The sequence below is a fragment of the Pseudarthrobacter xylosi genome (genome assembly GCF_055412765.1).
This window is the reverse complement of sequence record NZ_JBVAYT010000013.1, coordinates 45,489-69,762: the sequence shown is the minus strand read 5'-3', so window position 1 is coordinate 69,762 and position 24,274 is coordinate 45,489. Positions and strand designations below refer to the sequence as shown.

The 24,274-nt window shown below is 64.2% G+C and carries 19 protein-coding genes; 4 read left to right on the top strand and 15 right to left on the bottom strand.

What is annotated here, in order from left to right:
* Positions 1-343: 343 nt before the first annotated feature.
* Genes ACZY1F_RS20285 through ACZY1F_RS20275 form a run of 3 tightly spaced genes read right to left on the bottom strand, consistent with a single transcriptional unit; the run spans position 344 to position 7,900 of the window.
* The gene (locus tag ACZY1F_RS20285) at positions 344-4,024 is read right to left on the bottom strand and encodes a 1,4-alpha-glucan branching enzyme (protein ID WP_463944227.1); all 3,681 of its coding nucleotides are present in this window, start codon (positions 4,022-4,024) and stop codon (positions 344-346) included.
* 1 nt (position 4,025) lies between these two features.
* Positions 4,026-5,822 carry a maltose alpha-D-glucosyltransferase gene (treS, locus tag ACZY1F_RS20280; RefSeq protein ID WP_463917592.1) on the bottom strand — a complete coding sequence of 599 codons (1,797 nt, stop codon included), beginning with the start codon at positions 5,820-5,822 and terminating at the stop codon, positions 4,026-4,028.
* Positions 5,819-7,900 (bottom strand): alpha-1,4-glucan--maltose-1-phosphate maltosyltransferase, encoded by a 2,082-nt coding sequence (locus ACZY1F_RS20275; protein ID WP_463944226.1) that lies wholly within the window; start codon positions 7,898-7,900, stop codon positions 5,819-5,821. The genes treS and ACZY1F_RS20275 overlap by 4 nt, the downstream gene beginning before the upstream one ends.
* Positions 7,901-8,052: 152 nt before the next feature.
* On the opposite strand from ACZY1F_RS20275, the gene glgP reads away from it, so the two are divergent.
* Positions 8,053-10,671, top strand: coding sequence for an alpha-glucan family phosphorylase (gene glgP / locus ACZY1F_RS20270; RefSeq protein ID WP_463944225.1), 2,619 nt, complete (start codon positions 8,053-8,055; stop codon positions 10,669-10,671).
* Positions 10,672-10,686: 15 nt separating this feature from the next.
* Here the strand turns inward: glgP and ACZY1F_RS20265 are convergent, their stop codons facing one another.
* From ACZY1F_RS20265 to ACZY1F_RS20230, 8 genes are all read right to left on the bottom strand, one after another.
* Positions 10,687-11,043 (bottom strand): barstar family protein, encoded by a 357-nt coding sequence (locus ACZY1F_RS20265; protein ID WP_463944224.1) that lies wholly within the window; start codon positions 11,041-11,043, stop codon positions 10,687-10,689.
* Between the two features lie 8 nt (positions 11,044-11,051).
* Complete coding sequence (locus ACZY1F_RS20260) at positions 11,052-11,537, bottom strand: guanyl-specific ribonuclease (protein ID WP_463944223.1); 486 nt, start codon at positions 11,535-11,537, stop codon at positions 11,052-11,054.
* A gap of 18 nt (positions 11,538-11,555) precedes the next feature.
* Positions 11,556-13,667, bottom strand: coding sequence for a glycogen debranching protein GlgX (gene glgX / locus ACZY1F_RS20255; protein ID WP_463944222.1), 2,112 nt, complete (start codon positions 13,665-13,667; stop codon positions 11,556-11,558).
* A 262-nt stretch (positions 13,668-13,929) separates the two neighbouring features.
* Positions 13,930-14,919, bottom strand: a complete 990-nt coding sequence (gene rlmB, locus ACZY1F_RS20250; protein WP_463944221.1) for a 23S rRNA (guanosine(2251)-2'-O)-methyltransferase RlmB — start codon at positions 14,917-14,919, stop codon at positions 13,930-13,932.
* A gap of 68 nt (positions 14,920-14,987) precedes the next feature.
* Entirely contained in the window at positions 14,988-16,454 is a 1,467-nt protein-coding gene (gene cysS, locus ACZY1F_RS20245; protein ID WP_463944220.1) for a cysteine--tRNA ligase, read from the bottom strand.
* Between the two features lie 84 nt (positions 16,455-16,538).
* Positions 16,539-17,021 (bottom strand): 2-C-methyl-D-erythritol 2,4-cyclodiphosphate synthase, encoded by a 483-nt coding sequence (ispF, locus tag ACZY1F_RS20240; protein WP_463944231.1) that lies wholly within the window; start codon positions 17,019-17,021, stop codon positions 16,539-16,541.
* A 17-nt stretch (positions 17,022-17,038) separates the two neighbouring features.
* Positions 17,039-17,845 (bottom strand): 2-C-methyl-D-erythritol 4-phosphate cytidylyltransferase, encoded by an 807-nt coding sequence (gene ispD / locus ACZY1F_RS20235; RefSeq protein WP_463944219.1) that lies wholly within the window; start codon positions 17,843-17,845, stop codon positions 17,039-17,041.
* Between the two features lie 145 nt (positions 17,846-17,990).
* Positions 17,991-18,473 (bottom strand): CarD family transcriptional regulator, encoded by a 483-nt coding sequence (locus ACZY1F_RS20230; protein ID WP_026266570.1) that lies wholly within the window; start codon positions 18,471-18,473, stop codon positions 17,991-17,993.
* A gap of 270 nt (positions 18,474-18,743) precedes the next feature.
* Here ACZY1F_RS20230 and ACZY1F_RS20225 point away from each other — a divergent pair, with 270 nt between their 5' ends.
* Positions 18,744-19,289, top strand: coding sequence for a hypothetical protein (locus ACZY1F_RS20225; protein WP_463944230.1), 546 nt, complete (start codon positions 18,744-18,746; stop codon positions 19,287-19,289).
* A 104-nt stretch (positions 19,290-19,393) separates the two neighbouring features.
* Here ACZY1F_RS20225 and ACZY1F_RS20220 read toward each other — a convergent pair whose 3' ends face one another.
* Both ACZY1F_RS20220 and ACZY1F_RS20215 read right to left on the bottom strand, forming a co-directional pair.
* The gene (locus ACZY1F_RS20220) at positions 19,394-20,074 is read right to left on the bottom strand and encodes a response regulator (protein ID WP_354253015.1); all 681 of its coding nucleotides are present in this window, start codon (positions 20,072-20,074) and stop codon (positions 19,394-19,396) included.
* Entirely contained in the window at positions 20,071-21,279 is a 1,209-nt protein-coding gene (locus tag ACZY1F_RS20215; RefSeq protein WP_463944229.1) for a sensor histidine kinase, read from the bottom strand. Before ACZY1F_RS20215 ends, ACZY1F_RS20220 begins: the two co-directional genes overlap by 4 nt.
* A gap of 202 nt (positions 21,280-21,481) precedes the next feature.
* Between ACZY1F_RS20215 and phoU the strand changes: the two genes are divergently transcribed.
* Positions 21,482-22,135, top strand: coding sequence for a phosphate signaling complex protein PhoU (gene phoU / locus ACZY1F_RS20210; RefSeq protein ID WP_463944218.1), 654 nt, complete (start codon positions 21,482-21,484; stop codon positions 22,133-22,135).
* Between the two features lie 76 nt (positions 22,136-22,211).
* On the opposite strand, the gene ACZY1F_RS20205 is transcribed toward phoU, so the two are convergent.
* The gene (locus ACZY1F_RS20205) at positions 22,212-22,958 is read right to left on the bottom strand and encodes a phosphoglyceromutase (RefSeq protein WP_463944217.1); all 747 of its coding nucleotides are present in this window, start codon (positions 22,956-22,958) and stop codon (positions 22,212-22,214) included.
* Positions 22,959-23,037: 79 nt separating this feature from the next.
* Here ACZY1F_RS20205 and ACZY1F_RS20200 point away from each other — a divergent pair, with 79 nt between their 5' ends.
* Positions 23,038-23,862, top strand: coding sequence for a class I SAM-dependent methyltransferase (locus ACZY1F_RS20200; protein WP_463944228.1), 825 nt, complete (start codon positions 23,038-23,040; stop codon positions 23,860-23,862).
* A 61-nt stretch (positions 23,863-23,923) separates the two neighbouring features.
* On the opposite strand, the gene ACZY1F_RS20195 is transcribed toward ACZY1F_RS20200, so the two are convergent.
* On the bottom strand, positions 23,924-24,274 hold the full coding sequence (locus ACZY1F_RS20195; protein ID WP_463944216.1) for a DUF2516 family protein: 351 nt from the start codon (positions 24,272-24,274) through the stop codon (positions 23,924-23,926).

Here is a 24,274-nt window from a genome sequence, read left to right as displayed (position 1 = left end):
ACTTGGCACACTATTGAGTTCTCAAACAACAGACACACCCGGCACCACCACAACCAATCGGCCGTGGATCGCTCCGGAGCAACTTTTCAAACTTACCGGCTGTTCTCCATCTTGTCAAACCGACATCCGCGACTTCGTCAGCCTAAGGCTTTCGTGTCGGTTTTTTCGGTCTGACTCTGTGGAGCAGCGCGGAAATAAACTCTACCACCACTTTGCCGGGATGACCAACCAGGCCCCATGGAGTCCCCTGCAGCCCTACCCCGAGGGCAGCAAAAAGCCCGGAATCCCAAGGAATTCCGGGCTTTTCGCCCCGCACTTAAGAGAGCGGGTTCACACGAATCAGTCAGCCTGCTGCCAAAGGAACGGGCTTGAAGTACGCCGCACCCAGCGGCGGCAGCGTCACGGTCAGCATTGCCGGCTGGCCGTCAAGCCCTTCGTCCAGGGCAATCAGCTCGCCGCCATTGAGGACACCCGAACCGCCATAGGCCGCAGCATCGGTGTTCAGCACTTCGGTCCAGGCCCCGGCAGCGGGAACGCCGAGGGCATAGCCCACATGCGGACCTCCGGAGAAGTTGATGGCGCACACCAACGGATTGCCCTCCTTGTCCCAGCGGACAAACGTCAGGACATTGCGGTCGGCATCCCCACCGTTGATCCATTGGAAACCACCCGGCTCGTTATCCCGGGCGTACAGGGCCGGCGTCGAGCTGTAGATCTCGTTGAGGTCCTTGGTGAGAAGCTGCATTCCGCGGTGCGCAGGAATATCGGCCAGGTACCAGTCCAGTCCATGCTGCTCGGACCATTCAGCCTCCTGGCCAAATTCGGTGCCCATAAAAATGAGCTGCTTGCCCGGGTGCGCCCACTGGTACGCAAAAAAGGCGCGCAGGTTGGCCAGCTGCTGCCAGCGGTCCCCCGGCATCTTCCGGAGCATGGAGCCCTTACCGTGAACAACCTCGTCGTGGCTGATGGGAAGCAGGAAGTTCTCCGTGAACGCGTAGACCATGGAGAAAGTCACCGTACCGTGGTGCCACTTTCGGTTGATCGGCTCCTCGGATGCGTACTTGAGGGAGTCGTGCATCCACCCCATGTTCCACTTGAGCCCGAAGCCCAGCCCGCCGTGGCTGGTGGGAGCGGTGACTCCGGGGAAGGCTGTGGACTCTTCGGCGATCATTACCGCGCCGGGGTGGGTCTTGTAGACCGTGGCGTTGACTTCCTGGAGGAAGGAGATGGCTTCCAGGTTTTCGCGTCCGCCAAAGCGATTGGGTGACCACTGCCCCTCTTCGCGTGAGTAGTCCAGGTACAGCATCGACGCCACTGCATCAACCCGGAGCCCGTCGATGTGGAACTCATCAAGCCAGTACAGCGCGTTGGAGACCAGGAAGTTCCGCACCTCGGTGCGGCCAAAGTCGAAGATCAGCGTTCCCCAGTCTGGGTGCTCGCCCAGGTTCGGGTCGGCGTGTTCGTACAGGGGTTCGCCGTCGAACTGGGCCAGTGCCCAGGCATCCTTGGGGAAGTGCGCCGGGACCCAGTCCAGGAGCACGCCGATCCCGGCCTGGTGCAGGGAATCCACCAGGAACCGGAATTCGTCCGGATGGCCAAAGCGCGAGGTCGGCGCAAAGTAGGACGTCACCTGGTAGCCCCAGGAACCGCCGAAGGGATGTTCGGCCACGGGCATGAACTCAACGTGCGTGAAGCCCAGCCATTTGACGTAGTCCACCAGCTCCTTGGCGAGCTCACGGTAGCCCAGGCCGAGGCGCCAGGATCCGAGGTGGACTTCGTAGGCGCTCATCGGCGAATTGTGCGGGTCACGCTGGGCGCGTGCCTCCATCCACTCGGCGTCCTTGAACGCATACGACTGCTCCACCACCCTGGACGCCGTCAGCGGCGGGACCTCGGTGCCGAAGGCCAGGGGGTCGGCCTTTTCGACCCAGTGGCCGCTCCTGGTTTTGATCTCGAACTTGTAGCACGCCCCTGCTAAAATACCCGGCAGGAAGACTTCCCACACGCCTGAGGATCCCAGCGAGCGGAGTGAGTTCTGCCGGCCGTCCCAGGCGTTGAAGTCGCCTTTGACGCGGACCGCCTGCGCGTTCGGCGCCCAGACAGCAAAGGAGACGCCGTCGACGTCGCCAAGGGAGGACTTGTAGTGCTGGACGTGTGCGCCAAGGACTTCCCAGAGCTTTTCGTGCCGGCCCTCGCCGATCAGGTGCAGGTCCACTTCACCCACGGTGGGCAGGTAGCGGTACGGCTCATCCACGGTCAGCGGCGCGGCACCGGGATAGGTGACCTCCAGCCGATAGTCGGGCACGTGGCCGGCCTGCAGCGGCTCCAGGACTGCCACCCAAACACCGTTGTCCTCATGCGTCATTGGCACCGCACCACCGGCGGTCACCACGTTCACTGCCTCGGCGAGGTGCTTGACCGTCCGGACAGTCACGTGGCCGTGGTCGTCCAGGTGGGCACCAAGAACCGAGTGGGGGGCGTGGTGTTCGCCGTTCGCCACGCGGGTCAAGGTTTCCGGGTCCACGTGTAGGGGCACACGGGGCCGGTCTGTACGTGCTGAGCCTGTCATTTTGATACCTTCCGATGCTGCTCGGGCCTGATCGCCGGAGCCTTTAACGCTAAGGAGCCGCCTGGATGCATTCGTGGGAATGGCCAGCCAGTCAGGCCTGTTGCGCAATTCATAAACGACTTCGTAAAGGGCCTTGTCCAGCCACAATGCCACAAAGAGCGGTGAAGTCCGGTCGATGGTCCCGGGTGTGACTACGGCATAGCCGGCAAGGAACGCATCCGCGCAATCATCCACCCAGGACGCCGGCACGCGGGCGCCCTGATATTCGCGTTCTGCCGCGCCTGCCGCGTAGTCGAATGAGCGGAGCATTCCCACCACATCGCGGAGCGGAACGTCGGGAAAGTTGCGTTCGGCGATGGGCCGCAATGGCTCACCTTCAAAATCAAGGATGGCCCACCGGCCCGGGCCGGCGCCGTGGCCGGGGACCTGCAGGATCTGGCCGAGGTGAAGATCGCCGTGGATCCGCTGCAGCGGCCCCGCCGGCACGCCGTCGAGCTCGCCGACAAGCGCCTCCAGGGCGTCGTCGTAAGGCCCGACGGCGGCACCGGCTTCCGCCCATGCCTGCCGGACCCGCTGGGCTACTCCGGGCGCAATAACCTGACCCGGGGCCGGTTCAGCTGCCGTGCCAAGCGCTTCCGCCAGCCGGCGGTGGACAGTGGCTGTGGCGGCGCCCAGGGCATGAGCTTCGGCGGTGAAATCGGCGCCGGTGCGCGCGGCATCCACGGCCAGGCGCCAGGCATCACGGCCGCCGGCGAGGAATTCGTGGGCAACGGCAAGCTCGCCCTGCGATGGCGCCTGTGTCGGGAGCCCCGATGACGCCGGCGTCTGCCATTCGCCGCGGACCCACCCCAACGTGGCCGGAACCTCGAAGGTGCCCTGGGCGGTCAATGCCGCCCCTACCTCAACCTCAGGATTAACCCCTTCTGAGAGAACGCGGAAAAATTTCACGATCGCCGCGGATTCGCCGTCGTCAACAATGACCGAGCTGTTGGACTGCTCGCCGGAGAGGACTTTGACCATTCCGTGCGCGGTAGGCAACCTGTGCTCCGACCGGGTGCGGTGGCCAGTCGCCGAGCCTGTGCTTGAGCCTGCTTCAGACCGGATCAGCTCCAGCCAGGAGGACACAAAGGAAGGATCGTGCACGGCGTCGTAGATCCACGCCATGCCAGCCTCAGGAGCCTGGCCGACCAGTGCCCGCTCCGCTCCCGCAAGCGGACTTGCACGGTAACTCAGCGGGACCTGGACCACGTCAGTGCGGAGACCGCCGTCGGCCGTCCGGGAGGCAACCGCCAGCAGGAATATCTCCAGCCGCGCCTGCCCGGCGGCATCCTCAAGGCTCAGGCTGCCTGCCTGTTCCAGCGAAAAATCGGCTGTCTTCACGGGGAACCACCGCTGCCGCGGAAGCCATTCGCGAAGGACAGCGCTCAGTGTGGCTGTGAGAGTGGGCTGGGCCATATCAGTTCTCGATGGACAGGATGGGCAGTGCCTGCGTGTACGGTGAGGCCGGGTTGGACGTCGCAGAGCGGATCCGCAGCCAGAAGAAGTCATGACTTCCCAGGGTCAGCGTCAGCGTTCCGTCGTCGTCGATCCCGGGGAACGGCTGCCCCCCGAACACATCGCGCAATCCGCGGCCGGCAAACTGCGGAATCCGCAGTTTTGCCGCGACAGGGTGCTGCGAAAGGTTGAAGGCGCACAGGATGGTTTCGCCGGGCAGCCCCGCAGTGTTGTCATCCGAAAGTTCCCGGAGATACGCCACCACGGCGTCGTGGTCCGCTTCAACATGTTTGAACGCGCCCAGTCCGAAGACAGGGTGGTTCTTGCGGACGCTGAGGATCTGCCGGGTCCAGCGGAGCAGCGAACCGGAGTGCGCGGCCTCGGCTTCCACATTGGCCATGTTGTAGTTGTACACCAGCGACTGGATGACCGGCAGGTAGAGCTTGCCGGGATCAGCGTTGGAGAATCCTGCGTTCCGGTCCGGGTTCCACTGCATGGGGGTACGCACGGCGTCGCGGTCATCTAGCCAGATGTTGTCCCCCATGCCGATCTCGTCCCCGTAGTACAGGAAAGGGCTGCCAGGCAACGACAGCAGCAGCGCATTGATCAGTTCGATCTCGGCCCGGGAATTATCCAGCAACGGTGCAAGCCGGCGACGGATCCCGATGTTGGCGCGCATCCGGGGGTCCGGCGCGTACCAGCCCAGCATCGCCGCACGCTCGTCGGCCGTGACCATCTCCAGCGTCAGTTCATCGTGGTTACGCAGGAAGGTTCCCCACTGCGCCCCTTCGGGGATCTCCGGGGTGTCATGCATGGTCTCGATGATCGGAGCGGCCTTCTGGTCACGCAGGGCGTAATACAGGCGCGGCATGATGGGGAAGTGGAAGGCCATGTGGCATTCGGGCTCTTCGGCTGTTCCGAAGTACTCCACCACCTCGTTGGGCGGCTGGTTGGCCTCGGCGATGATGACGCGGCCGGGGTAGCCTTCATCCACCATGGCCCGCAGCTTGCGCAGGAAGTCATGGGTGGCCGGCAGGTTTTCGCAGTTGGTCCCCTCCTCCTCGAAGAGGTACGGGATGGCGTCCGCCCGGAACCCATCGATGCCCTGGTCCAGCCAGAAACGAACCACGTCGAAGAGCGCTTCAATGACCTTGGGGTTTTCAAAGTTCAGGTCAGGCTGGTGGCCGAAGAAGCGGTGCCAGAAGAACTGCCGGCGGATGGGGTCGAAGGTCCAGTTGGACTCCTCGGTGTCCACGAAGATGATGCGGGCGTCCTGGTACTTCTCGTCCGTATCGCTCCACACGTAAAAGTCGCCGAAGGGACCGTCCGGGTCCTTGCGCGACTCCTGGAACCAGGGGTGCTGGTCCGAGGTGTGGTTCAGCGGCAGGTCAATGATGACCCGGACGCCGCGGGCATGGGACTCGGCCACCAGCCGCTTGAAGTCGCTGATGGTGCCGAATTCATCCAGGACGGAGTTGTAGTCCGAAATGTCATAGCCGCCGTCACGCAGCGGTGACTGGAAGAACGGCGGGAGCCACAGGCAATCGATGCCGAGCCACTGCAGGTAGTCCAGCCGGTCGATCAGGCCGGTGAAGTCGCCCGAACCGTCACCGTTCGCATCCGCGAAGGCCCGTACCAGCACTTCATAGAACACAGCCTTCCGATACCAGAGCGGATCGTGGGCCAGGCCCGGCGCATGTAGCTCAAATGTGCTCTTGGGGGTGAAATGCTGGCTGGAACTCTGCGGGTTAAAACTCACTGATGCAATCTCCTCACGCTTAGGATGTGTGCGGGTTCAACGTGCGCATCCAAGCGGACGTAGTTATATTCGCCCCATTCCCAGGATTCTCCGGAAATGAGGTCCTCCACCCGGAACCCGCCGTTGGGCGACAGGTCCTCGGGGTCAAGATCAAGGGCAGCCAGGTCCAGGGAAATAGTGCTCTCCCTCGTGCCGTGCGGATCGACGTTGACCACCACAATGATGGTGTCCTTCGTGCCGTCCGGCAGGGTCTTGTGTTTGGAGTACACCACCGTGGCGTCGTCGGTGCTTTGGTGGACCGTGAGATTCTGCAGGTCCAACAGCGCCGGGTGGCTGTGCCTGATGGCGTTGAGCCTGGTCAGATACGGCGCCAGGGTCCGGCCCGAGGCCGCGGCAGCGTCCCAGTCACGGGCCTTGTACTCAAATTTCTCGTTGTCGATGTACTCTTCCGCACCGGGGCGGGCAACATGCTCATAGAGCTCGTAGCCGGCATAAACCCCCCACAGCGGGCTGGCCGTGGCGGCCAATGCAGCGCGGATCTTGAACGCCGCCGGACCGCCAAACTGCAGGTATTCCGTGAGGATGTCCGGCGTGTTGACAAAGAAGTTGGGCCGGAAGTACGCCGGCGACTCGTGGCTGACCTCCGCGAAGTAGGTTTCCAGTTCCTTCTTGGTGTTCCGCCACGTGAAGTAGGTGTAGGACTGCTGGAATCCCGCCCGGCCCAGGGCGTGCATCATGGCGGGCCGCGTAAACGCTTCCGCGAGGAACACCACGCCGGGGGTCTTTTTGTTGACCTGGCCAATGAGCCATTCCCAGAACCACACCGGTTTGGTGTGCGGATTGTCCACCCGGAAGATCTTCACGCCATGGCTAACCCACAGCAACACGACCCGCAGGATTTCCTTGGCAAGCCCTTCCGGATCATTGTCGAAATTGAGCGGGAAAATATCCTGGTATTTTTTGGGCGGGTTTTCCGCATACGCGATGCTCCCGTCAACCCGGGTGGTGAACCACTCCGGGTTGGACTGTACCCAAGGGTGGTCCGGGGCGGCCTGCAGCGCCAGGTCCAGGGCAACTTCCAGGCCCAGTTCGTTGGCGCGGCCAACAAAGGCGTCAAAGTCCTCGAACGTGCCGAGCTCCGGGTGGATGGCATCGTGGCCGCCCTCCTTGGCGCCGATGGCCCAGGGCGAACCGGGGTCGTGTGGGCCGGCAATCAGGGTGTTGTTGGGGCCCTTGCGGTGCTGGATGCCAATGGGGTGGATCGGCGGCATGTAGAGCACGTCGAAGCCCATCTCCGCCACTGCGTCCAACCGCTTCGCTGCGGTCCGGAAATTCCCGGACGTCCAGGCCCCGGTGGCGGCGTCTTTGACGGCGCCTTCGGACCGGGGAAAGAATTCGTACCAGGCTCCGCGGCCTGCAAGATCGCGCTCCACGAGCAGCGGGAACTGCTCGGAAGAGGTGACCAGTTCGCGGATCGGCTGGCGGTCCACCACGTCGGCGACGTCGGCGCCGAAGCCGGCTGCCAGGCGTTCCTCATCAGTCAGGGACCCGTTGGCCAGGATCGAAGACGCCATGCGCAGGGTGCGCCGGTCCGACGCATTCCGGGAGGCGTCGGCGGCCGCTTCTGAGAGCAGCGCCGAACCTTCCGCGAGCATCAGCTCCACGTCAATACCTGCGGCTACCTTGACCTCGGCGTTGTGGTGCCAGGTTCCGTAGCGGTCGTGCCACGCCTCAATGAAGAACGTCCAGTTTCCAACGCCCGACGGCGTGAGGATGCCCTCCCAGCGGTCCGTGCCGAGGCCGCGTTCCCCTTTGGGCGGTGCCAGCCTGACGCGCTGGCGTTCCTTCCCCCGTGGATCCAGGAGGACGGCGCTGACACCCAGCTGATCATGCCCTTCGCGGAACGCGGTGGCGCCCACCACAATTCCCTCCCCAGGCAAGGCCTTGGCAGGATACTTTCCACCTTCCACTGCAGGCTGCACGGCAGTGATCGGGAAACGGCCAAATCTTAGCCCGTCTGTGATTTTGCCTTTCGGCTTTTTCTTTGAGGCGGCAGGGGTTACTGAGTTAGTCGTCACAGCCTCGACGTTAGCGAGAAATGGTCCAAATTGCTAAGCCTGCGCTGCTTTTCGTCGCCGCGATTCGACTTATCCGCCACGCCAACTGTCATTTACCTAAAAGAAAGCCAAAGCGGTTCCAGACGTTGATGTTGTCAGTTAGTGTGGCGCAGGTGAAGGCAATCCGCAGATTTACCGTCAGAACAGTCCTCCCGGAACCCATCAGGCCGCTGGCCCGGTTGGCCACCAACCTGCGCTGGTCCTGGCACCGGCCCACCCGTGAACTTTTCGCCGCCCTGAACCCCCGCATCTGGGAGGAATCCGGCCAGGATCCCATCAGTTTCCTGGGCCGGGTCAGCCGCGAGGAGTTCCAGCGCCTCGCCGCCGACCAGACGGTGGTGGACCATGTCCGGGCCGCCGCCGAGGACCTCGACCGGTACCTTGAGCAGCCCCGCTGGTACCAGGGCCTGGGCGAAGATGCCCCCGCCGCCATCGCGTACTTCTCTCCCGAATTTGGCATCACCGAAGTCCTGCCGCAGTACTCCGGCGGCCTGGGCATCCTGGCCGGCGACCACCTCAAGGCCGCCTCGGACCTCGGCGTGCCCCTGATCGGCGTGGGCCTGCTGTACCAGGCCGGCTACTTCAAGCAGTCCCTCTCCCGCGACGCCTGGCAGCAGGAGACCTATCCGGTACTTGATCCGGACGGCCTGCCCCTCACACTGCTCCGTGAGCCGTCCGCCGACGGCAACGGCCGGCCCCTGCAGATCTCGCTCCCGCTCCCCAACGGGCGCCGGCTGCTGGCACACATCTGGCGTGCCGACGTCGGACGCGTTCCCCTGCTGCTGTTGGACTCCAACGTTCCCGGCAATGACGATGCCGCCCGCGGCATCACCGACCGCCTCTACGGCGGCGGCGGCGACCACCGGCTCCAGCAGGAGCTCCTACTGGGCATGGGCGGAGTCAAGGCGCTGCGCGCGTACCAGCAGCTGACCGGAACCCCCGCGCCTGAGGTGTTCCACACCAATGAGGGCCACGCCGGCTTCCTCGGTATTGAGCGCATCCAGGAACTGATGGCCGGCGATGCCGCCCTCAGCTTCGACGAAGCCCTCGCCGCTGGCCGGGCCTCAACGGTCTTCACCACCCACACTCCCGTTCCGGCCGGCATCGACCGTTTCGAGATTTCCCAGATCCACCACTTCTTCCAGGCGGGGCTTGCGCCCGCGGTACCGGTGGACCGGATCCTTGAACTGGGCAGGGAAAACTACGCCGACGGCAATCCGTCAGTCTTTAACATGGCCGTCATGGGGCTCCGGCTGGCACAGCGGGCCAACGGCGTCGCCAAGCTGCACGGCGAGGTGTCCCGCGGGATGTTCTCGGCGCTGTGGCCGGGCTTTGACCACTCCGAGGTGCCCATCACGTCCGTGACCAACGGTGTGCACGTGCCCACCTGGGTGGACGGGCGCATCTCCCGGCTCGCGCGGGAACAGTTCGGCTCCGAGGCCGAAGCCATGGGCCGCTGGGACCTTGCCTACAACGTCAGCGACGCCGACGTCTGGGCGCTGCGTCGTGAAATGCGCACAGCACTGGTGGAAGACGTACGCCGCCGGCTCCGGGCGGCATGGAAGAAGCGCGGCGCTGCCGACGCAGAGCTGGGCTGGACCGACAGCGTCCTTGACCCCGACGTCCTCACCATCGGATTCGCCCGGCGCGTCCCCACCTACAAGCGCCTGACACTGATGCTTCGCGAACCGGACCGGCTCAAGGCGTTGCTGCTGCATCCGAAGCACCCGATCCAACTCGTGATCGCCGGAAAGTCCCACCCCGCAGATGATGCCGGGAAGAAGATGATCCAGGACCTGGTCCGCTTCACCGACGACCCCGAGGTCCGCCACCGCATCGCTTTCCTGCCGAATTACGACATTGCCATGGCCCGGACGCTCTTCCCGGGTTGCGACGTGTGGCTCAACAACCCGCTCCGCCCCTTGGAAGCGTGCGGCACCTCCGGCATGAAGGCCGCCATCAACGGTTCGTTGAACCTTTCGGTGATGGACGGCTGGTGGGACGAAATGTACGACGGCGAGAACGGCTGGGCGATCCCCACCGCCAACAATGACGCATCCCCCGAAGAGCGGGACGACATCGAAGCGGCGGCGCTGTACGAACTCCTGGAAACGCAGGTGTCGCCTCGTTTTTACGGGAACACGGTGTCAGACAACGCAGGTGCGGCCGGACCGTCCACAACCGGCACCGAGAAAGTCCCTACGCACTGGGTGTCGATGATCAAGCACACGCTCTCCCATCTGGGCCCGGCCGTTTCCGCCGAGCGTATGCTGCACGACTACGTCAACCTGCTCTACCGCCCCGCAGCCGAGGCTGGACGCCGCGCCGTTGCAGACTCCTTTGCCCAGGCCCGCATCCTGGCGGCATGGACGGCCAAGGTGCGGTCAGCGTGGCCCCTGCTTCACGTTGAACATGTGGACTCCGTTGGAGTTTCCGAGGATCCGCAGATCGGGGACACTTTGCAGGTGAATGCCTATATCGCACTGCACACCCTGTCGCCGGAGGATGTTTCAGTGGAGGTGGCCTATGGCCGCGCCGAGGAAAGCGACACCCTGACGGACGTCACCTTGGTGGAGTTGAGCTCGAAAGAGGACCTGGGCGACGGGCGCCACCTGTTCAGCGGCTCGCTCCTTATTGACCGGTCGGGTCCTTTCGGCTACACCGTCCGCGTACTGCCCCGGCACGAGGCGCTGGCTTCCCAAGCCGAGCTGGGGCTGATCGTCAACGCCTGATGCCGGCCGGTATGACTAGAGGAGTACGGCCGTGACCACCAGGTCACGGCCGGCGTAGCTCTCGGCATCCTGGAGGACCTCGCAAATGATCCCGAAGGACCGGTCCCCGCGGAACGCTGCGGCCACCTGCCAGAGGATGGTGACCGGGGCACTCCCGTCCTCGCCAAGGCGGTCCGCGAAATCGTGCAGTGAATCGTTGAGGGCGTCCAGGTTCACCCCGTAATGCTCCGGGAAGGCGAGCACTTCGCCAAAGGTTTCCAAGACAGCCCTCTTGCTGTCGGCGGCGGGCACCACCAGGCTTCGACGGCCGGCGTCCGCGACCTGTTTCCGCAGTTCTTCGATGGTCCAGGTATCGGCGGAGTAAATCTTCATGAGAGTGTTCAGCTGCCTTCTGCGATGAATTTGAACGAATCGTAGTGGTCCTGGGTGTAGTACTTCTCGCCCTCGGAGCCAGCTACTATGCGGCGGGCTCCCCTGTCGGATTCGCCAGGGGTCAGCACGGTGTACTCGCGGTAGTAGCCTGACTCCTGCCGCGGGAGAATGCGCTCGAAGTTGCCGAACGTCTTGTCGTCCTGGTTGTAGCCGTAGGGGCCGCCGGCACGGATCGCGGCTAGGGTGGTCCGGGCTTCGGCCGGCAGCTGGGATTCCTTGATTGCGGGCAGGCCGGACGGGTTGGCGGGAGCCACCGCCGGGCCAGGAACCTCCGCCGGACGCGGGATGGGAGCCCCTGGGACCGGGGCCGCGCTGGAACTGGCTGCCGGCGTCGTACTTCCCGTTAGAGCTTCCAGGAGTCCAGGGCCACCGAAAACGAACACCGCAAGGGCCAGCAGCCCGCTCAGCAGCAGGGCGATGGAGCGGTTGCGCAATTTGGGTCCCCTCCGCAGTTACGTGCGGTAGATGTTGATCGAGTTCGCCTCGATGCGGTCCGTCTCGCCGGACGCCACCCGGCTGCCCTGGCGAAGCTCGTGAAGCGGCGACGTGGTCAACCGGAGTTCGAAAATCCTGTGGAGCGTTCCGTCGTCGTTCTTAAGTTCCGGGAGGGTGATATTCACATCGGAGGCGCTGCCGTTGACCACCACGAGGCCAGCGACCGTGCCGTCGTCGGAGCCAAGCAGGAGCTGCATCACCCGGTGGCGGGGATCATTCCACTGGTCCATGGACATGGGCTGTCCGGAGTGATCAAACCAGTAGATATAGGACTGCTCATCCCGGGCGGGAAAATCATGGGGTTGGCTTGCAAGGAACTCTTTGCGCAGCCGGACGTAGCGCTTGGTGCTGCGGAGCATCTCGGCCGATTCCGGTGTGCGGGTCCAGTCGAGCCAGGCCAGGGCGTTGTCCTGGCAGTAGGCGTTGTTGTTCCCCTGCTGCGTGCGTGCCAGCTCGTCACCGGCGGTGATCATGGGCACGCCGAGGGAAATCATCAGGGACGCCATGAGGTTCCGCCGGGACTGCGCCCGCTGCGCCAGGATGCCCTCATCCTCGCTCCGGCCTTCAAAGCCGTGGTTGTAGCTGCGGTTGTCCCCGTGCCCGTCCCGGTTCTGCTCGCCGTTGGCCTCGTTGTGTTTGCGGTCGTAGGACACAAGGTCGTTGAGCGTGAAGCCGTCGTGTGCCGTGATGAGGTTGACTGACGCCAGCCTGGAACGGCCCGACGCTTCAAACAGCCCGGCCGATCCGGACAAGGCATCAGCCAGCCGCGCCACGGACCCGCCGTGGCCGCCAGCCTCGATGGCCGCACGGTCGGCCAGCCAGAAGGAGCGGACGCCGTCCCGGAAGTGGTCGTTCCAGTCAACCCAGCCGCCCGGGAACCGTCCCGTCTGCCAGCCGCCATAGCCGACGTCCCAAGGCTCGGCAATCAGTTTTACGTCCGACAACACAGGATCGGCGGCCACGGCAACGAGGAACGGGTGGCGTGGGTCAAAGTCGTTGTCCGCGTTGCGGCAGAGCGTCACTGCCAGGTCAAAGCGGAAGCCGTCGATGTGGAATTCGTCCACCCAGTACCGGAGTGAATCCAGCACCAGCTGGACCACCCGGGGCTGACCGAAATTCAGGGTGTTGCCGCAGCCTGTGGTGTCGATGTACTTCCCGTGGCCATCCGTGCGGTAGTACGTGTCCTCGCCGAGTCCGCGGAAGCTGATGGCCTGGCCATCCGGACCGCCCTCAGCGGTGTGGTTGTAGACAACGTCGAGAATCACCTCAAGTCCTGCCGCATGCAGCAGCTTGACCATGCCCTTGAACTCGTCCTGGACGGCGTGCGGTCCGGCATCCTGCGCAGCCTGAGAGGCATAAACCCCATGCGGTGCGAAAAACGCTGCCGTGTTGTAGCCCCAATAGTTGGTCAGGCCGAGGTTCTGCAGGTGCATTTCATCGAGGTGGAAGTGCACCGGGAGCAGCTGGACAGCGGTGATGCCCAGGCTCTTGAAGTGTTCGATGATGGCCGGATGGGCCATTCCGGCATACGTTCCGCGCAGTTCCTCGGGGACATCGGGATGCAGCATGCTCTGGCCGCGGACGTGGGCCTCATAAATGATGGTGTTCCGCCATTGCGTCCGGGGCCGTTCGTCGTTGCCCCAGTCGAAATCGCCGGCCATTCGGACGCTCGTCAGGAACCCTTCCCGCTGGTCCACCGCCCGGCCGTAAGGATCGAGCAGAAGAGGCTGCCCGCCGTCGTCGTCCAGGTCCACGGTGGGGACCGCCAGCGGCAGCGTCTCGGTCTTGGACGTGGCGCGGAATCCGTACAGCGATCCGTACGGGAAATTCTCAACAATTCCGTGGTGCACGCCATGCGTGACGTTGGGCAGGGTCTGCAGATGCCAATCACCGCCGGGGGCCTTGTAGGCAATCTCGAGGTCCTCTACGGCCGGGGCGAACACGGCCACGTTTGCGCTGGACTGCACGCCGTAATCAGCTCCCGATCCCGGGCGCGGGACGCTAACACCGAGCGGATATGCCGAAGAGGCATCCTTGGTGGAAGCGGTATCGAAAAGCGGCATGACCATCATGTCCATGGTAACGGCCAGCGGCTGGTGAGCTGCACTGCCGCTTTTATGACGTCATCCAAGGGGCCGGGCATACCGCCGGGAACTCTATAGAATCAGCAACGCTCCCCCACCGAAAAAGGTGAGAGAGCGTTGCTGTTTATCCCACCAAAGGTGAGAGAGCGTTCGCGGAACGGCGGGCATCCGGAAGCGTGCGTCAGGGCGACGAAGGAGCAGCACGCGGACGATGTCCGCCGTTCCGCCCCGTGCGCCGCACCGAGGACTACTTGACGGCGCGCTGCCTGGAGATTTCGTACAGCGAGATGCCAACGGCCATGGACGCGTTGAGCGATTCCATGGCGGAGTTGATCGGGATGGAGACGATCTGGTCGCAGTTTTCGCGGACCAGGCGGCTCAGGCCCTTGCCCTCGGAACCGACCACAATACAGACGGGCTCCGTGGCCAGGGTGAGGTCGGGCAGCGAAACGTCGCCGTCGCCGTCGAGCCCCAGGACAAAGATGCCCATGTTCTTGAACTGCTTCAGGGCACTGTTCAGGTTGCCCGCACGTGCCACCGGAACGCGAACGGCAGCGCCTGCGCTGGTCTTCCAGGCGGACGCCGTGACGCCCACGGAGCGGCGTTCCGGCACGATGACGCCGTGGCCGTTGAAGGCCGAGACGGAGCGGATGATGGCCCCGAGGTTGCGCGGGTCCGTAATGCCGTCCAGGGCGACAAACAGCGGCGCGTTGGCTACGTGGCCCTTCTTCCAGCGGTCCACGGTTTCCACGGCAAGGTCATACGCGTCCTGGTACTCGTAGGGCGGGATCTGCAGGACCAGGCCCTGGTGCACGGCGTCTTCCGTCATGCGGTCCAGTTCGACTTTGCCGGTCTCAAGCAGTGGGATGCCGCGTTCGGCGGCGATCTTCAGCGACTCCTTGACGCGGTCATCCATTTCAATCCGGATGGCGATATGCAGGGCCTTCGCAGGGATCCCGGCGCGGAGGGCTTCGACAACCGAATTACGGCCGGTGACTACTTCCTCAGTGGCGCGGCCCTTAGGGCCCGAGCGGGAGGCGCCGGCGCTGCGCGCGCCCGTGCCGCGCTTGGCGGCCGAACGTTCGGCCAATTGCTTGCTCTTGTGCGCCTTATGGTACGGGCGGTCCTCCGCCTTGGGCGTGGGACCCTTGCCTTCCAGGGCCTTGCGGCCATGACCACCGGTTCCGATGGTTGGCCCCTTCTTTGCTTTGACCGACCGGCGACCGTTGTTGGCCATGATTTTCCACCCTTGATTGTTTGACTGAGTCTGCTTACCAGTCTACTGAATCAAGTAAAATCGCCGGTTCAGTCCCGTTGCAGGCTCCAGGTAGCGCCATCCGCGCCATCTTCGACGACGATGCCGGCCGCCTTCAGCATGTCGCGGATGGCGTCGGAACCAGCCCAGTCCTTGCTTGCCCGGGCTTGCGCGCGAGCAGCGATCTGGGCTTCCACCAGGACGTTGAGGGCGGCCGATTCCCGGACGTTACCGGTGTGGGGCGCTGCAACAGCGTTTAGCCCCAAAGCAGTGGTCATGATCATGACCGCGTTCATCGCATGCCGGCCCGCTTCGTCGTCGCCCGCTGCGAGGGCGTTGTTGCCGGCGCGTACCGTTTCGTGCAGGGCCGCCAAGGCGCGCGGGACGTTCAGGTCGTCATCCATCGCCGCCTCGAAAGTGCGGAGAGCGTCCGTGGACGGGCCGAAGTTACCAGCCACAAACCCGAAATCGGTACCCAAGCGGGCTACGGCCTTCGCCTGGAATCCGTCGATGCGATCGACGGCGGCCGCCGCTTCTTCCAGCGAAGTGGGGCGGTAGTCCAGCACTGAGCGGTAGTGGGCCTGCCCGAGGTAGTAGCGGACCACCCGCGGTGACGCGAGGTCCAGCATCTCCGAAGGGCTGATGGTGTTTCCGATGGACTTGGACATCTTTTCGCCCTGGTAGGTCACCATCCCGTTGTGCATCCAGAAGTTGGCGAAACCGTGCCCCGCTGCCTGGGACTGGGCCATCTCGTTTTCGTGGTGCGGGAAGCGCAGGTCCAGTCCGCCGCCGTGGATATCAAATTCGGTGCCGAGGTACTTGGTGACCATGGCGGAGCATTCCAGGTGCCAGCCCGGGCGTCCGGCGCCCCAGGGCGAGGCCCAGCTCGCCGTCGTCGGCTCCCCTTCTTTGGAGCCCTTCCACAGCGCAAAGTCGCGGGGGTCTTTTTTGCCCCGGGGATCGGCGTCCGGGGCACCCTGCATGTCGTCAATGTTCTGCCGGGTAAGGGACCCGTACTTGTCCCAGGAGCGCACGTCGAAGTAGACGTCGCCGGAATCGTCCAGAGCCGGGTAGGCGTGGCCCCGGTCGATCAGCTGCTGGATCAGCGCATGCATTTCGGGGATATGGCCGGTTGCCCGGGGCTCATACGTGGGGCGGCCAACGCCGAGCGTGTCGTAGGCCTGCAGGAACGCCTGCTCGTAGCGGTACGCCAGTGCCCACCATTCCTCCTCGCGGGCGGTGTCCGGGCCGGCGTCGAAGTCCGGGGCGAACGACTCGGCGGATTTTGCAAGGATCTTGTCATCGATGTCCGTGACGTTACGGACCACGGTGACCCGCAGCCCCCGGTACTCGAGCCAGCGCGTGAGCTGATCAAAGGCAATCGCCGAGCGGATGTGGCCCACGTGCGGCATGCCCTGCACGGTGGCTCCGCAGTAGTACAGGCTCGCTTTTCCCGGGACGAGGGGAACGAAGTCACGGACTTCGGCGGCAGCGGTGTCATGGAAGCGGAGAGTCACCGCTCCAGATTAGCGGAAAAGGCCTGTGCGCCGGCCCCACGCGATATCCGGCATGAACAGCCCGGCGTGAATCAGCGCGGTGAATCAGCGCGGATAGACCAAAGCGGTGGCCACGGCGGAAATGCCCTCGCCCCTGCCAGTAAAACCCAGTCCATCGCTGGTGGTGGCGGTGACACTGATCGGGGCCCCTGCCGCTTCGCTCAGCACACGCTGGGATTCTTCGCGCCGTGGGCCGAATTTGGGCCGGGTAGCCACGAACTGCACAGCCACATTGCCGATCTCAAAGCCCGCAGCACGGACAATCTTGGCCGCCTCGGCCAGCAGCGTGACGCCGGAGGCGCCGGCGAACTCCGGGCGGTCGGTGCCGAAGTGCGTACCGAGGTCCCCGATGCCGGCGGCGGAGAACAGGGCGTCGGCGGCGGCATGGGCCACCGGGTCCCCGTCCGAATGCCCGGCCAAGCCACGCTCGCCTTCCCAGAACAGCCCGCCCAGCCACAGCGGACGGGGAAGGTCCTCGGAGGCGTAGGCATGGACATCAAGGCCAATACCCGTGCGGGGCAGGATCATCTTGGTTTCACTCATGATCAGCCTTCCACCCAGCGGATGCCCAGTGGGCCTTCCAGCAGCCCTTCGGCAATGATCAGATCCAGCGGCGTGGTGATTTTCAATGACTGCGTGGAGCCATGCACCGCGTGCACCGGAACGCCCAGCAGTTCCACCAGCATGGCGTCGTCCGTGACCGCGGCAGCTTGTTTCTCGTCGAAGCCCGACGCCGCCTGATGGGCCTGGATCAGCGTGGAGAGGCGGAACCCTTGGGGTGTCTGGACCGAACGGAGCTCTTCCCGCGGGGCGGTCCCCGTCACGAGTTCCGGGGCGATGCTGATGTCGTCACCGGTGGTGGGGGCAACCATCTTCACCGTATCCACCACGGGCACTGCCGGAATCACTGCAACGGCGCCGGCAGCCAGGGAATCAACAACGCGGTGGAAGACGTACTCGGGCGTCAGCGCCCTGGCGGCGTCGTGGACCAGGACGGCTTCGGTTCCGTCCAGCAAGGCGGCCAGCGCTGACCGGACGGACGCGGCACGGGTGGCGCCGCCGTCGACCGTTGTCAGCGCGGGAAGCGGGTTTTCCGGATTGCCGTCATGCCCCGCCCGCAGCTCCTCGGCGAAGGCCGCGCACAAGTCCTGCAGGACGGTATCGCCGGGCGGCAGGGCCACACAGATCTGGCGTGCAACGCCGGCGGCGGCAACACCCCGGAGGGCATGCGTGAGGATGGTGTCACTCCCCAGTGGCACGCGCGCCTTGGGCATGCCGTAACCCAGCCGTTCGCCGGAACCGGCAGCCACTATAACGACGGCGGTGACGGGGCGGGGAAGTCCGTTGTTCATGTTGTCCAGCCTACGTGTCCGCCTGCCCGGCCGGCCGAATCCCGCCCGAATCCCGCCCGAAGGACGCGCCTGGCGCACCGGACGTGGCCCGAAAAAGGGCAAAAAGAAACCCCGGAGGCACTTGCGTACCCCCGGGGCTCAATTCTTAGGAAGCCAAGACCTCGTCGAGAACGCTTGCTGCCTTCTCTTCGTCGGTCTTTTCAGCCAGAGCAAGTTCAGAGATCAGAATCTGCCGGGCCTTGGCCAGCATGCGCTTCTCACCTGCGGAAAGGCCCCGATCGTGATCGCGGCGCCAAAGGTCGCGGACGACCTCTGCTACCTTGATGACGTCACCGGATGCAAGCTTCTCCAGATTTGCCTTGTACCTGCGTGACCAGTTGGTGGGTTCTTCTGTGAACTCGGCCCGCAGCACGTCAAATACGTGCTCCAAACCTTCTTTGCCCACAACGTCGCGAACCCCAACAAGGTCAACGTTCTCTGCTGGAACTTCAATGGTCAGATCACCCTGAGCCACCTTGAGCTTGAGATACATTTTCTCTTCGCCCTTGACAGTGCGCATCTTGATTTCTTCAATTTTTGCAGCACCGTGGTGAGGGTAAACTACTGTCTCGCCGACCTCAAATACCATGTAAACATTCCCCTTTCCCGCAGACCAGTTTATCACGATTCAGGCATATGCCTGGCCTCGAACCGGCCCCGGAACCCCGGAAATACGCGGAAAATGGGCAGAATAGACCCCCTTGGACCCCTTGACGGATGCAGATAATAGTGCATGCGCGGCTCGCTGCCAAGGGCAATATGACCGCGCGGAATCCTCGTTTGGCCCGGTTTGCCGTTAGGCTATGGCTGAATAATGTTTCAAGACTCTCAAGGAGTACGTGACGTGCGTTTCACTGCGATGAACCGGGCCCAGGGCGGCAAACTGGCACTGGCGGCAGGATCCCTGGCCCTCGTCCTGGCGACGATGACAGGCTGTGGCTACATCAACCCCCAGCAGACTTCTCACCAGTACGCGGCATCGGACGGTATCCGCGCCGACCTGGGTCCGCTGCAGCTGCGCAACATGCTGATTGTCTCCGCCGGCGAAGACAAGCCCGGCCGCCTGCTCGGCGCCGTCTACAACTCCTCTTCGAAGGACGTCAAGCTCACGGTCAACGGTGCCGAGGGGTCGCAGACGCAGGTGCCGGTGAAAGCCAACTCCTACACGTTGCTCAATGACTCCACGGATGAGGCCATCCTCAGCACCAGCGGCGGTATCGCCGGTTCTCTGGTGGACGTCAAGGTCACCGAAGACGGCACTAACGTGAGCAAGACTGTACAGATCCCCGTCCTGGATGCTTCCCTCTCGGAGTACAAGGAATACCTGCCGGCAGGGAGCGAACCGACCGGTTCCGCCACACCCAGCCCGTCGCCGTCGGCCGCCAGCACAGCAGCGGCCCACTAAGCATCAGCAAGTAAGCGCAAAAGGAGGGGCTCCCCGCGGGGAGCCCCTCCTTTTGTGCTTACTGATGCCTCGCGTGCGTGACGCCTTGTGGCCTTACCGGCGGCCTACGGTTCGAACTTGTAGCCCAGGCCGCGGACGGTTACCAGGTAGCGGGGCACGGAGGGGTCGGGCTCGATTTTGCCGCGCAGCCGCTTGACGTGCACGTCAAGGGTCTTGGTATCCCCCACATAGTCCGAACCCCAGACCCGGTCGATGAGCTGGCCGCGGGTCAGGACGCGGCCGGAGTTGCGGAGCAGCATTTCCAGCAGCTCGAATTCCTTCAGCGGCAGCAGGACCTGCTGGCCATCGACGCTGACCACATGCCGTTCGATGTCCATCCGCACCGGGCCGGCCTGGACTGTGGCCGAGATCAGTTCCTCAGGTTCACCCTGCCGGCGGAGTACGGCCCGGACGCGGGCCACCAGCTCCCGGGAGGAATAGGGCTTGGTGACGTAGTCGTCGGCGCCCAGCTCCAGGCCTACCACCTTGTCTATCTCGGAGTCCTTGGCCGTGAGCATGATGACCGGAACGCTGGAGCGCTGCCGCAGCTGGCGGCAAACCTCGGTGCCTGACAGGCCGGGGAGCTGCAGATCCAGCAGCACCAGATCGGCCCCGTTCCGGTCGAATTCGGTGATGGCGTCCAAGCCGTTGTCTACAACTTCAACCTCGAAGCCCTCCTTGCCCAACAAATAGGACAACGGATCACTGAAAGATTCTTCGTCTTCAACAATCAAAATCCTGCTCAAGCGCTGGCTCCTTGCTCATGTACGCCGCGTTGTTTAGCACGCTCGGGTACAACTCGTTGTTTGACACCTGCAGTATCCGGTTCGTCCTGGCTTTCCATCTCAGGCAGCCGCAGGGTGAAAGTGGAACCCTGGCCGGGCCGTGACCACAAGGTCACTTCACCGCCGTGGTTGGAGGCGACATGTTTTACGATGCTCAGGCCCAGACCCGTTCCGCCTGTGTGGCGCGAACGCGCCGCATCCACCCGGTAGAAGCGCTCAAACACCCGCTCCTGGTCCTCCGGGGAAAGGCCCTCGCCTTGGTCCGTGACAGAAACGGCGATCAGCCCCTCCTTCGAGCGGACACCGACGCCCACCCTGGTGTTCTCCGGGGAGTAGCGGATGGCGTTGTCGATCAGGTTACGCAGTGCTGTGACCAGCAGGTCCCGGTCACCAAAGACTGTAGCTTCAACCCGGTCCCCCACCACGATCCGGATGTTCTTGCTTTCAGCGGGGAGCTGGGAGCGGTCCACTGCTTCGGTGATGACCGTGTTGATGTCCACGGCCTTGCCCTCCTGGGAGACGCTGGCACCCTGGAGGCGGGAAAGTTCGATGATGTCCTGGACCAGGGCCGCGAGCCGGCCTGATTCCTTGTGCATCCGTTTGGCGAACCGGCGAACGGCTTGTTCGTCGTCGGCTGAGGACTCCAGTGCCTCGGCCAGCAGGGATATCGCACCCACCGGGGTCTTCAGCTCGTGGGACACGTTGGCCACGAAGTCGTTTCGGATCTCTTCGGTGCGGGTGATTTCGGTGCGGTCGTCGGCCAGCAGCACGATATATTCCTCGCCGAGCATGGCTGCCCGGACCTGCACGATGATGGTGCCGTGGCCCAGCGGACCACGCTGCAGCTCCAGCCGTTTTTCCAGGATCACGCCGTCGCGGCGAACGCCGGCCGTCATGTCCAGCAGTTCCTTGTGGACCACTGTATGGCCGCGTACCAGGCCGTACGCATAAGCGGCCGGGCTGGCACGTACTACGCCGTCCACCGCGTCCACCACCACAAAAGCGCGTCCGACGACGGCCAGCACTTCCGCGGCGCCGGCAGGCAAAGCGGGTTCGTCCATGTCGACGTCAACCAGCTTGCGCTGCTTCTCGCTGATCCTGAACGCGAGCACGCCAAAGGTGCCGAGCGACAGGCCGACCAGGCCGGCGATGACACCGATGAGCATAGGATCCACAGCTCCAGCTTAGGCCGTGGTTCCTGCCGGCACGGTGCGTCATGGGCCTTAAGGGAGACGGTTCAACTAACGTTCATCTACAAGCGACTAAACGTTTACCGGACACTGACAGAGTTATATGTTGGAGTGCCGAATGGCGACATGAGTTCCGTCTGCCACCTGAGGGGCGGAGTTCCAAAGAAAGGACGCCCACGTGCGTAAGGTTTTTCAGGAAGAGCTGACCCAGGTGGGTGAACAGCTGGTGGAGATCTCGAAGCTGGTCAGCGAAGCAATGGGGAAGGCTGCTCTGTCTTTCCAGGTTGCCGACGTTGATCTGGCAGAGGACGTCATTGCCGCGGACGCCCGCATCGACTTTTTGCAGACCAGCCTCGATGAGCGCGCCATCGATATCCTCGCCCTTCAGGGGCCGGTGGCCAGCGATCTGCGGATGATCGTGGGCTCCTTGCGCATGAGTGCTTCCCTGGAGCGGATGGGGGACCTGGCCCGCCACATCGCCCAGCTGGCCCGGCTGCGGTTCCCGTCCACTGTGATTCCAGCGTCCATGACGGAAACGTTCAACCAGATGGCCGAGCAGGACCAACTGATCGCGGACAAGCTCATCGTGCTCCTGGAGTCCCGGGACCTCGAAGTAGCCCGCGACATCCTCAAGGCCAACAACACCATCGACGATCTTCACCTGAGCGTCTTCAAGGCGATCGCCGCCCCGGACTGGGCCGAATCCCCCGCCACCACGGTGGACGTAGCCCTGGCCAGCCGCTACTTCGAACGCTTCGCTGACCACGGTGTGTCCGTTGCCCGAAAGGTCACGTACCTGGTTACCGGCGAATGGCAGCCGCAGGGCTTCTAGCCTCTCTCTTTACCGCGTTCGACGGCGGGCCGGTCACCTGAGGTGACCGGCCCGCCGTCGAACGTTAACTACTGCTCTATTTCTTGCCCTGATTGGCCACGGCCAGGATGGCCTCCGCGGCGGCCGCCGGATCCAGGTAGGTGCCGCCCGGCTTGATCGGCGCGAAGTCCTCGTCCAGGTCGTAGACCAGCGGGATGCCTGTGGGGATGTTCAGGCTGGCGATGGCGTCGTCGCTGATACCGTCCAGGTGCTTGACCAAAGCGCGCAGCGAGTTGCCGTGGGCGGTGACCAGGACGGTCTTGCCGGCTTTGAGGTCTTCCTTGATGTCGGATTCCCAGTAAGGCAGCAGGCGGACCAGGACATCCTTGAGGCACTCGGTGCGGGGCAGCGCGTCGCCGAGGTCCGCGTAGCGGGGGTCGCGGGCCTGGGAGAACTCGGAGTCGTCGGCCAGGGGCGGCGGCGGGGTGTCGTAGGACCGGCGCCATTCCATGAACTGTTCCTCGCCGTATTCGGCCAGGGTCTGTGCCTTGTCCTTGCCCTGCAGGGCGCCGTAGTGGCGTTCGTTCAGGCGCCAGTCCCGCTTCACGGGGATCCAGCCGCGGTCGGCCTTGTCCAGGGAGATGTTGGCGGTGTTGATGGCCCGCTTCAGGAGCGAGGTGTAGAGGACGTCCGGGAGAAGATCGTTCTCGACCAGGAGCTCGCCGCCGCGAGCTGCTTCCTCGCGGCCCTGGTCGTTGAGGTCAACGTCCACCCAGCCGGTGAACAGGTTCTTGGCGTTCCATTCGCTGTGGCCGTGGCGCAGCAGAATCAGCTTGTAAGTCATGATTTTTATCCTAGCCGAGGGCACGCTGGAGCCCGCTGTGCGTTACAACACAGGACGCGCCGGGGATAAAGTTGGGACCGTGGTCCAAAAAGCTGAACGGGTGAACGCTCCCCATCATCGGAGCGGCCGGCCGGTCGGCAACGTCACCCGGGGCACCACCAATCCCAACCGGATGCGGCGGGTGGACCGCTGGCTCACCGGCCCCCAGGCCTGGCGCCTACGCGCCGCCGAAGACCCGCTCGTGGTTGACCTGGGCTACGGCGCAACGCCGGCCACCGCCGTCGAACTCTTTGAACGTCTCCGCGCCGTCCGGCCGGACGTGCGGGTGTGCGGCATCGAAATCGAGCCGGAGCGCGTCCGGGCGGCCAAGGAGCTGGAGAGACCGGGCCTGAGCTTCCAGGTGGGCGGGTTCGAGTTGCCGCTTCCCGGGCGCCCGGTGCTGGTTCGCGCCTTCAACGTCCTGCGGCAGTACGAAGAGGCCGATGTGGCGGGGATCTGGCGGCTGGTCCAGGGCCGGCTTGCCCCCGGCGGGCTCTTTGTCGACGGGACGTGCGATGAGATCGGGCGGCGCGTGACGTGGATTGCCCTCGACGCCGAGAGGCCGTTGTCTCTGAGCATGTCCGTGCGGTTCGGCAGCTTTGACCTGCCATCGGAAATTGCCGAGCGTCTGCCGAAGTCGCTGATCCATCGCAACGTTCCGGGCGAGCCTGTCTACGGGCTGATGCAGGCCATGGACCGCGCCTGGCTGGAGTCAGCGCCGCTGGCGTCGTTCGGCAACAGGCAACGCTGGCACGCCATGTGCCGGGCACTGCTCGACGGCGGGTGGCCGGTTCAGGACGGGCCCTCGCGGTGGCGCCTGGGCGAACTGACCGTAGGTTGGGAAGCTGTGGCTCCCACGGTCTAGGGTGGGCCCACGCCGGCAGGGTTCCCTGAGCGAGCTTGCGAGCTGAGGGTGCCGGTGGGGATTACCAGCCGCCGTAGGGCCCCGTATTGCGGCTGCCGCCGCGGCCCGCGTCCTTGACCGCTGGCCGGACGTCGGCAAGGTACACGGAGGCTGCCACCACTGCGGCAAGCCCGAAGAGGCCCAGCGTGCCGAAGATTCCGCCGCTACTGAAGAGCGAGATGACGCCGATCAGGGTGGCACCGCCGGTCAGGGCCAGCCAGAAGGTCTTGGTCCGTTTGCCCGTCGCCTCAAAGGCGGCGGACTTGTGCCTGATGCAGTCCAGCAGAGCCCACACCTCAAGTGCGAGTGCCACCAGGGCAAGGATAAAAAACACTGCCAGCTCTACAGGCCGAATAATCAGTTCACCGTCCAC

What these genes read in the sequence shown, in the direction of transcription:
- ACZY1F_RS20285 (WP_463944227.1), bottom strand. Translation starts at nt 4,024, where the DNA reads ATGGCCCAGCCCACTCTCACAGCCACACTGAGCGCTGTCCTTCGCGAA.
- ACZY1F_RS20265 (WP_463944224.1), bottom strand. Translation starts at nt 11,043, where the DNA reads ATGAAGATTTACTCCGCCGATACCTGGACCATCGAAGAACTGCGGAAA.
- glgX (WP_463944222.1), bottom strand. Translation starts at nt 13,667, where the DNA reads ATGGTCATGCCGCTTTTCGATACCGCTTCCACCAAGGATGCCTCTTCG.
- rlmB (WP_463944221.1), bottom strand. Translation starts at nt 14,919, where the DNA reads ATGGCCAACAACGGTCGCCGGTCGGTCAAAGCAAAGAAGGGGCCAACC.
- ispF (WP_463944231.1), bottom strand. Translation starts at nt 17,021, where the DNA reads ATGATCCTGCCCCGCACGGGTATTGGCCTTGATGTCCATGCCTACGCC.
- ispD (WP_463944219.1), bottom strand. Translation starts at nt 17,845, where the DNA reads ATGAACAACGGACTTCCCCGCCCCGTCACCGCCGTCGTTATAGTGGCT.
- ACZY1F_RS20230 (WP_026266570.1), bottom strand. Translation starts at nt 18,473, where the DNA reads ATGGTATTTGAGGTCGGCGAGACAGTAGTTTACCCTCACCACGGTGCT.
- ACZY1F_RS20225 (WP_463944230.1), top strand. Translation starts at nt 18,744, where the DNA reads ATGAACCGGGCCCAGGGCGGCAAACTGGCACTGGCGGCAGGATCCCTG.
- ACZY1F_RS20215 (WP_463944229.1), bottom strand. Translation starts at nt 21,279, where the DNA reads ATGCTCATCGGTGTCATCGCCGGCCTGGTCGGCCTGTCGCTCGGCACC.
- ACZY1F_RS20205 (WP_463944217.1), bottom strand. Translation starts at nt 22,958, where the DNA reads ATGACTTACAAGCTGATTCTGCTGCGCCACGGCCACAGCGAATGGAAC.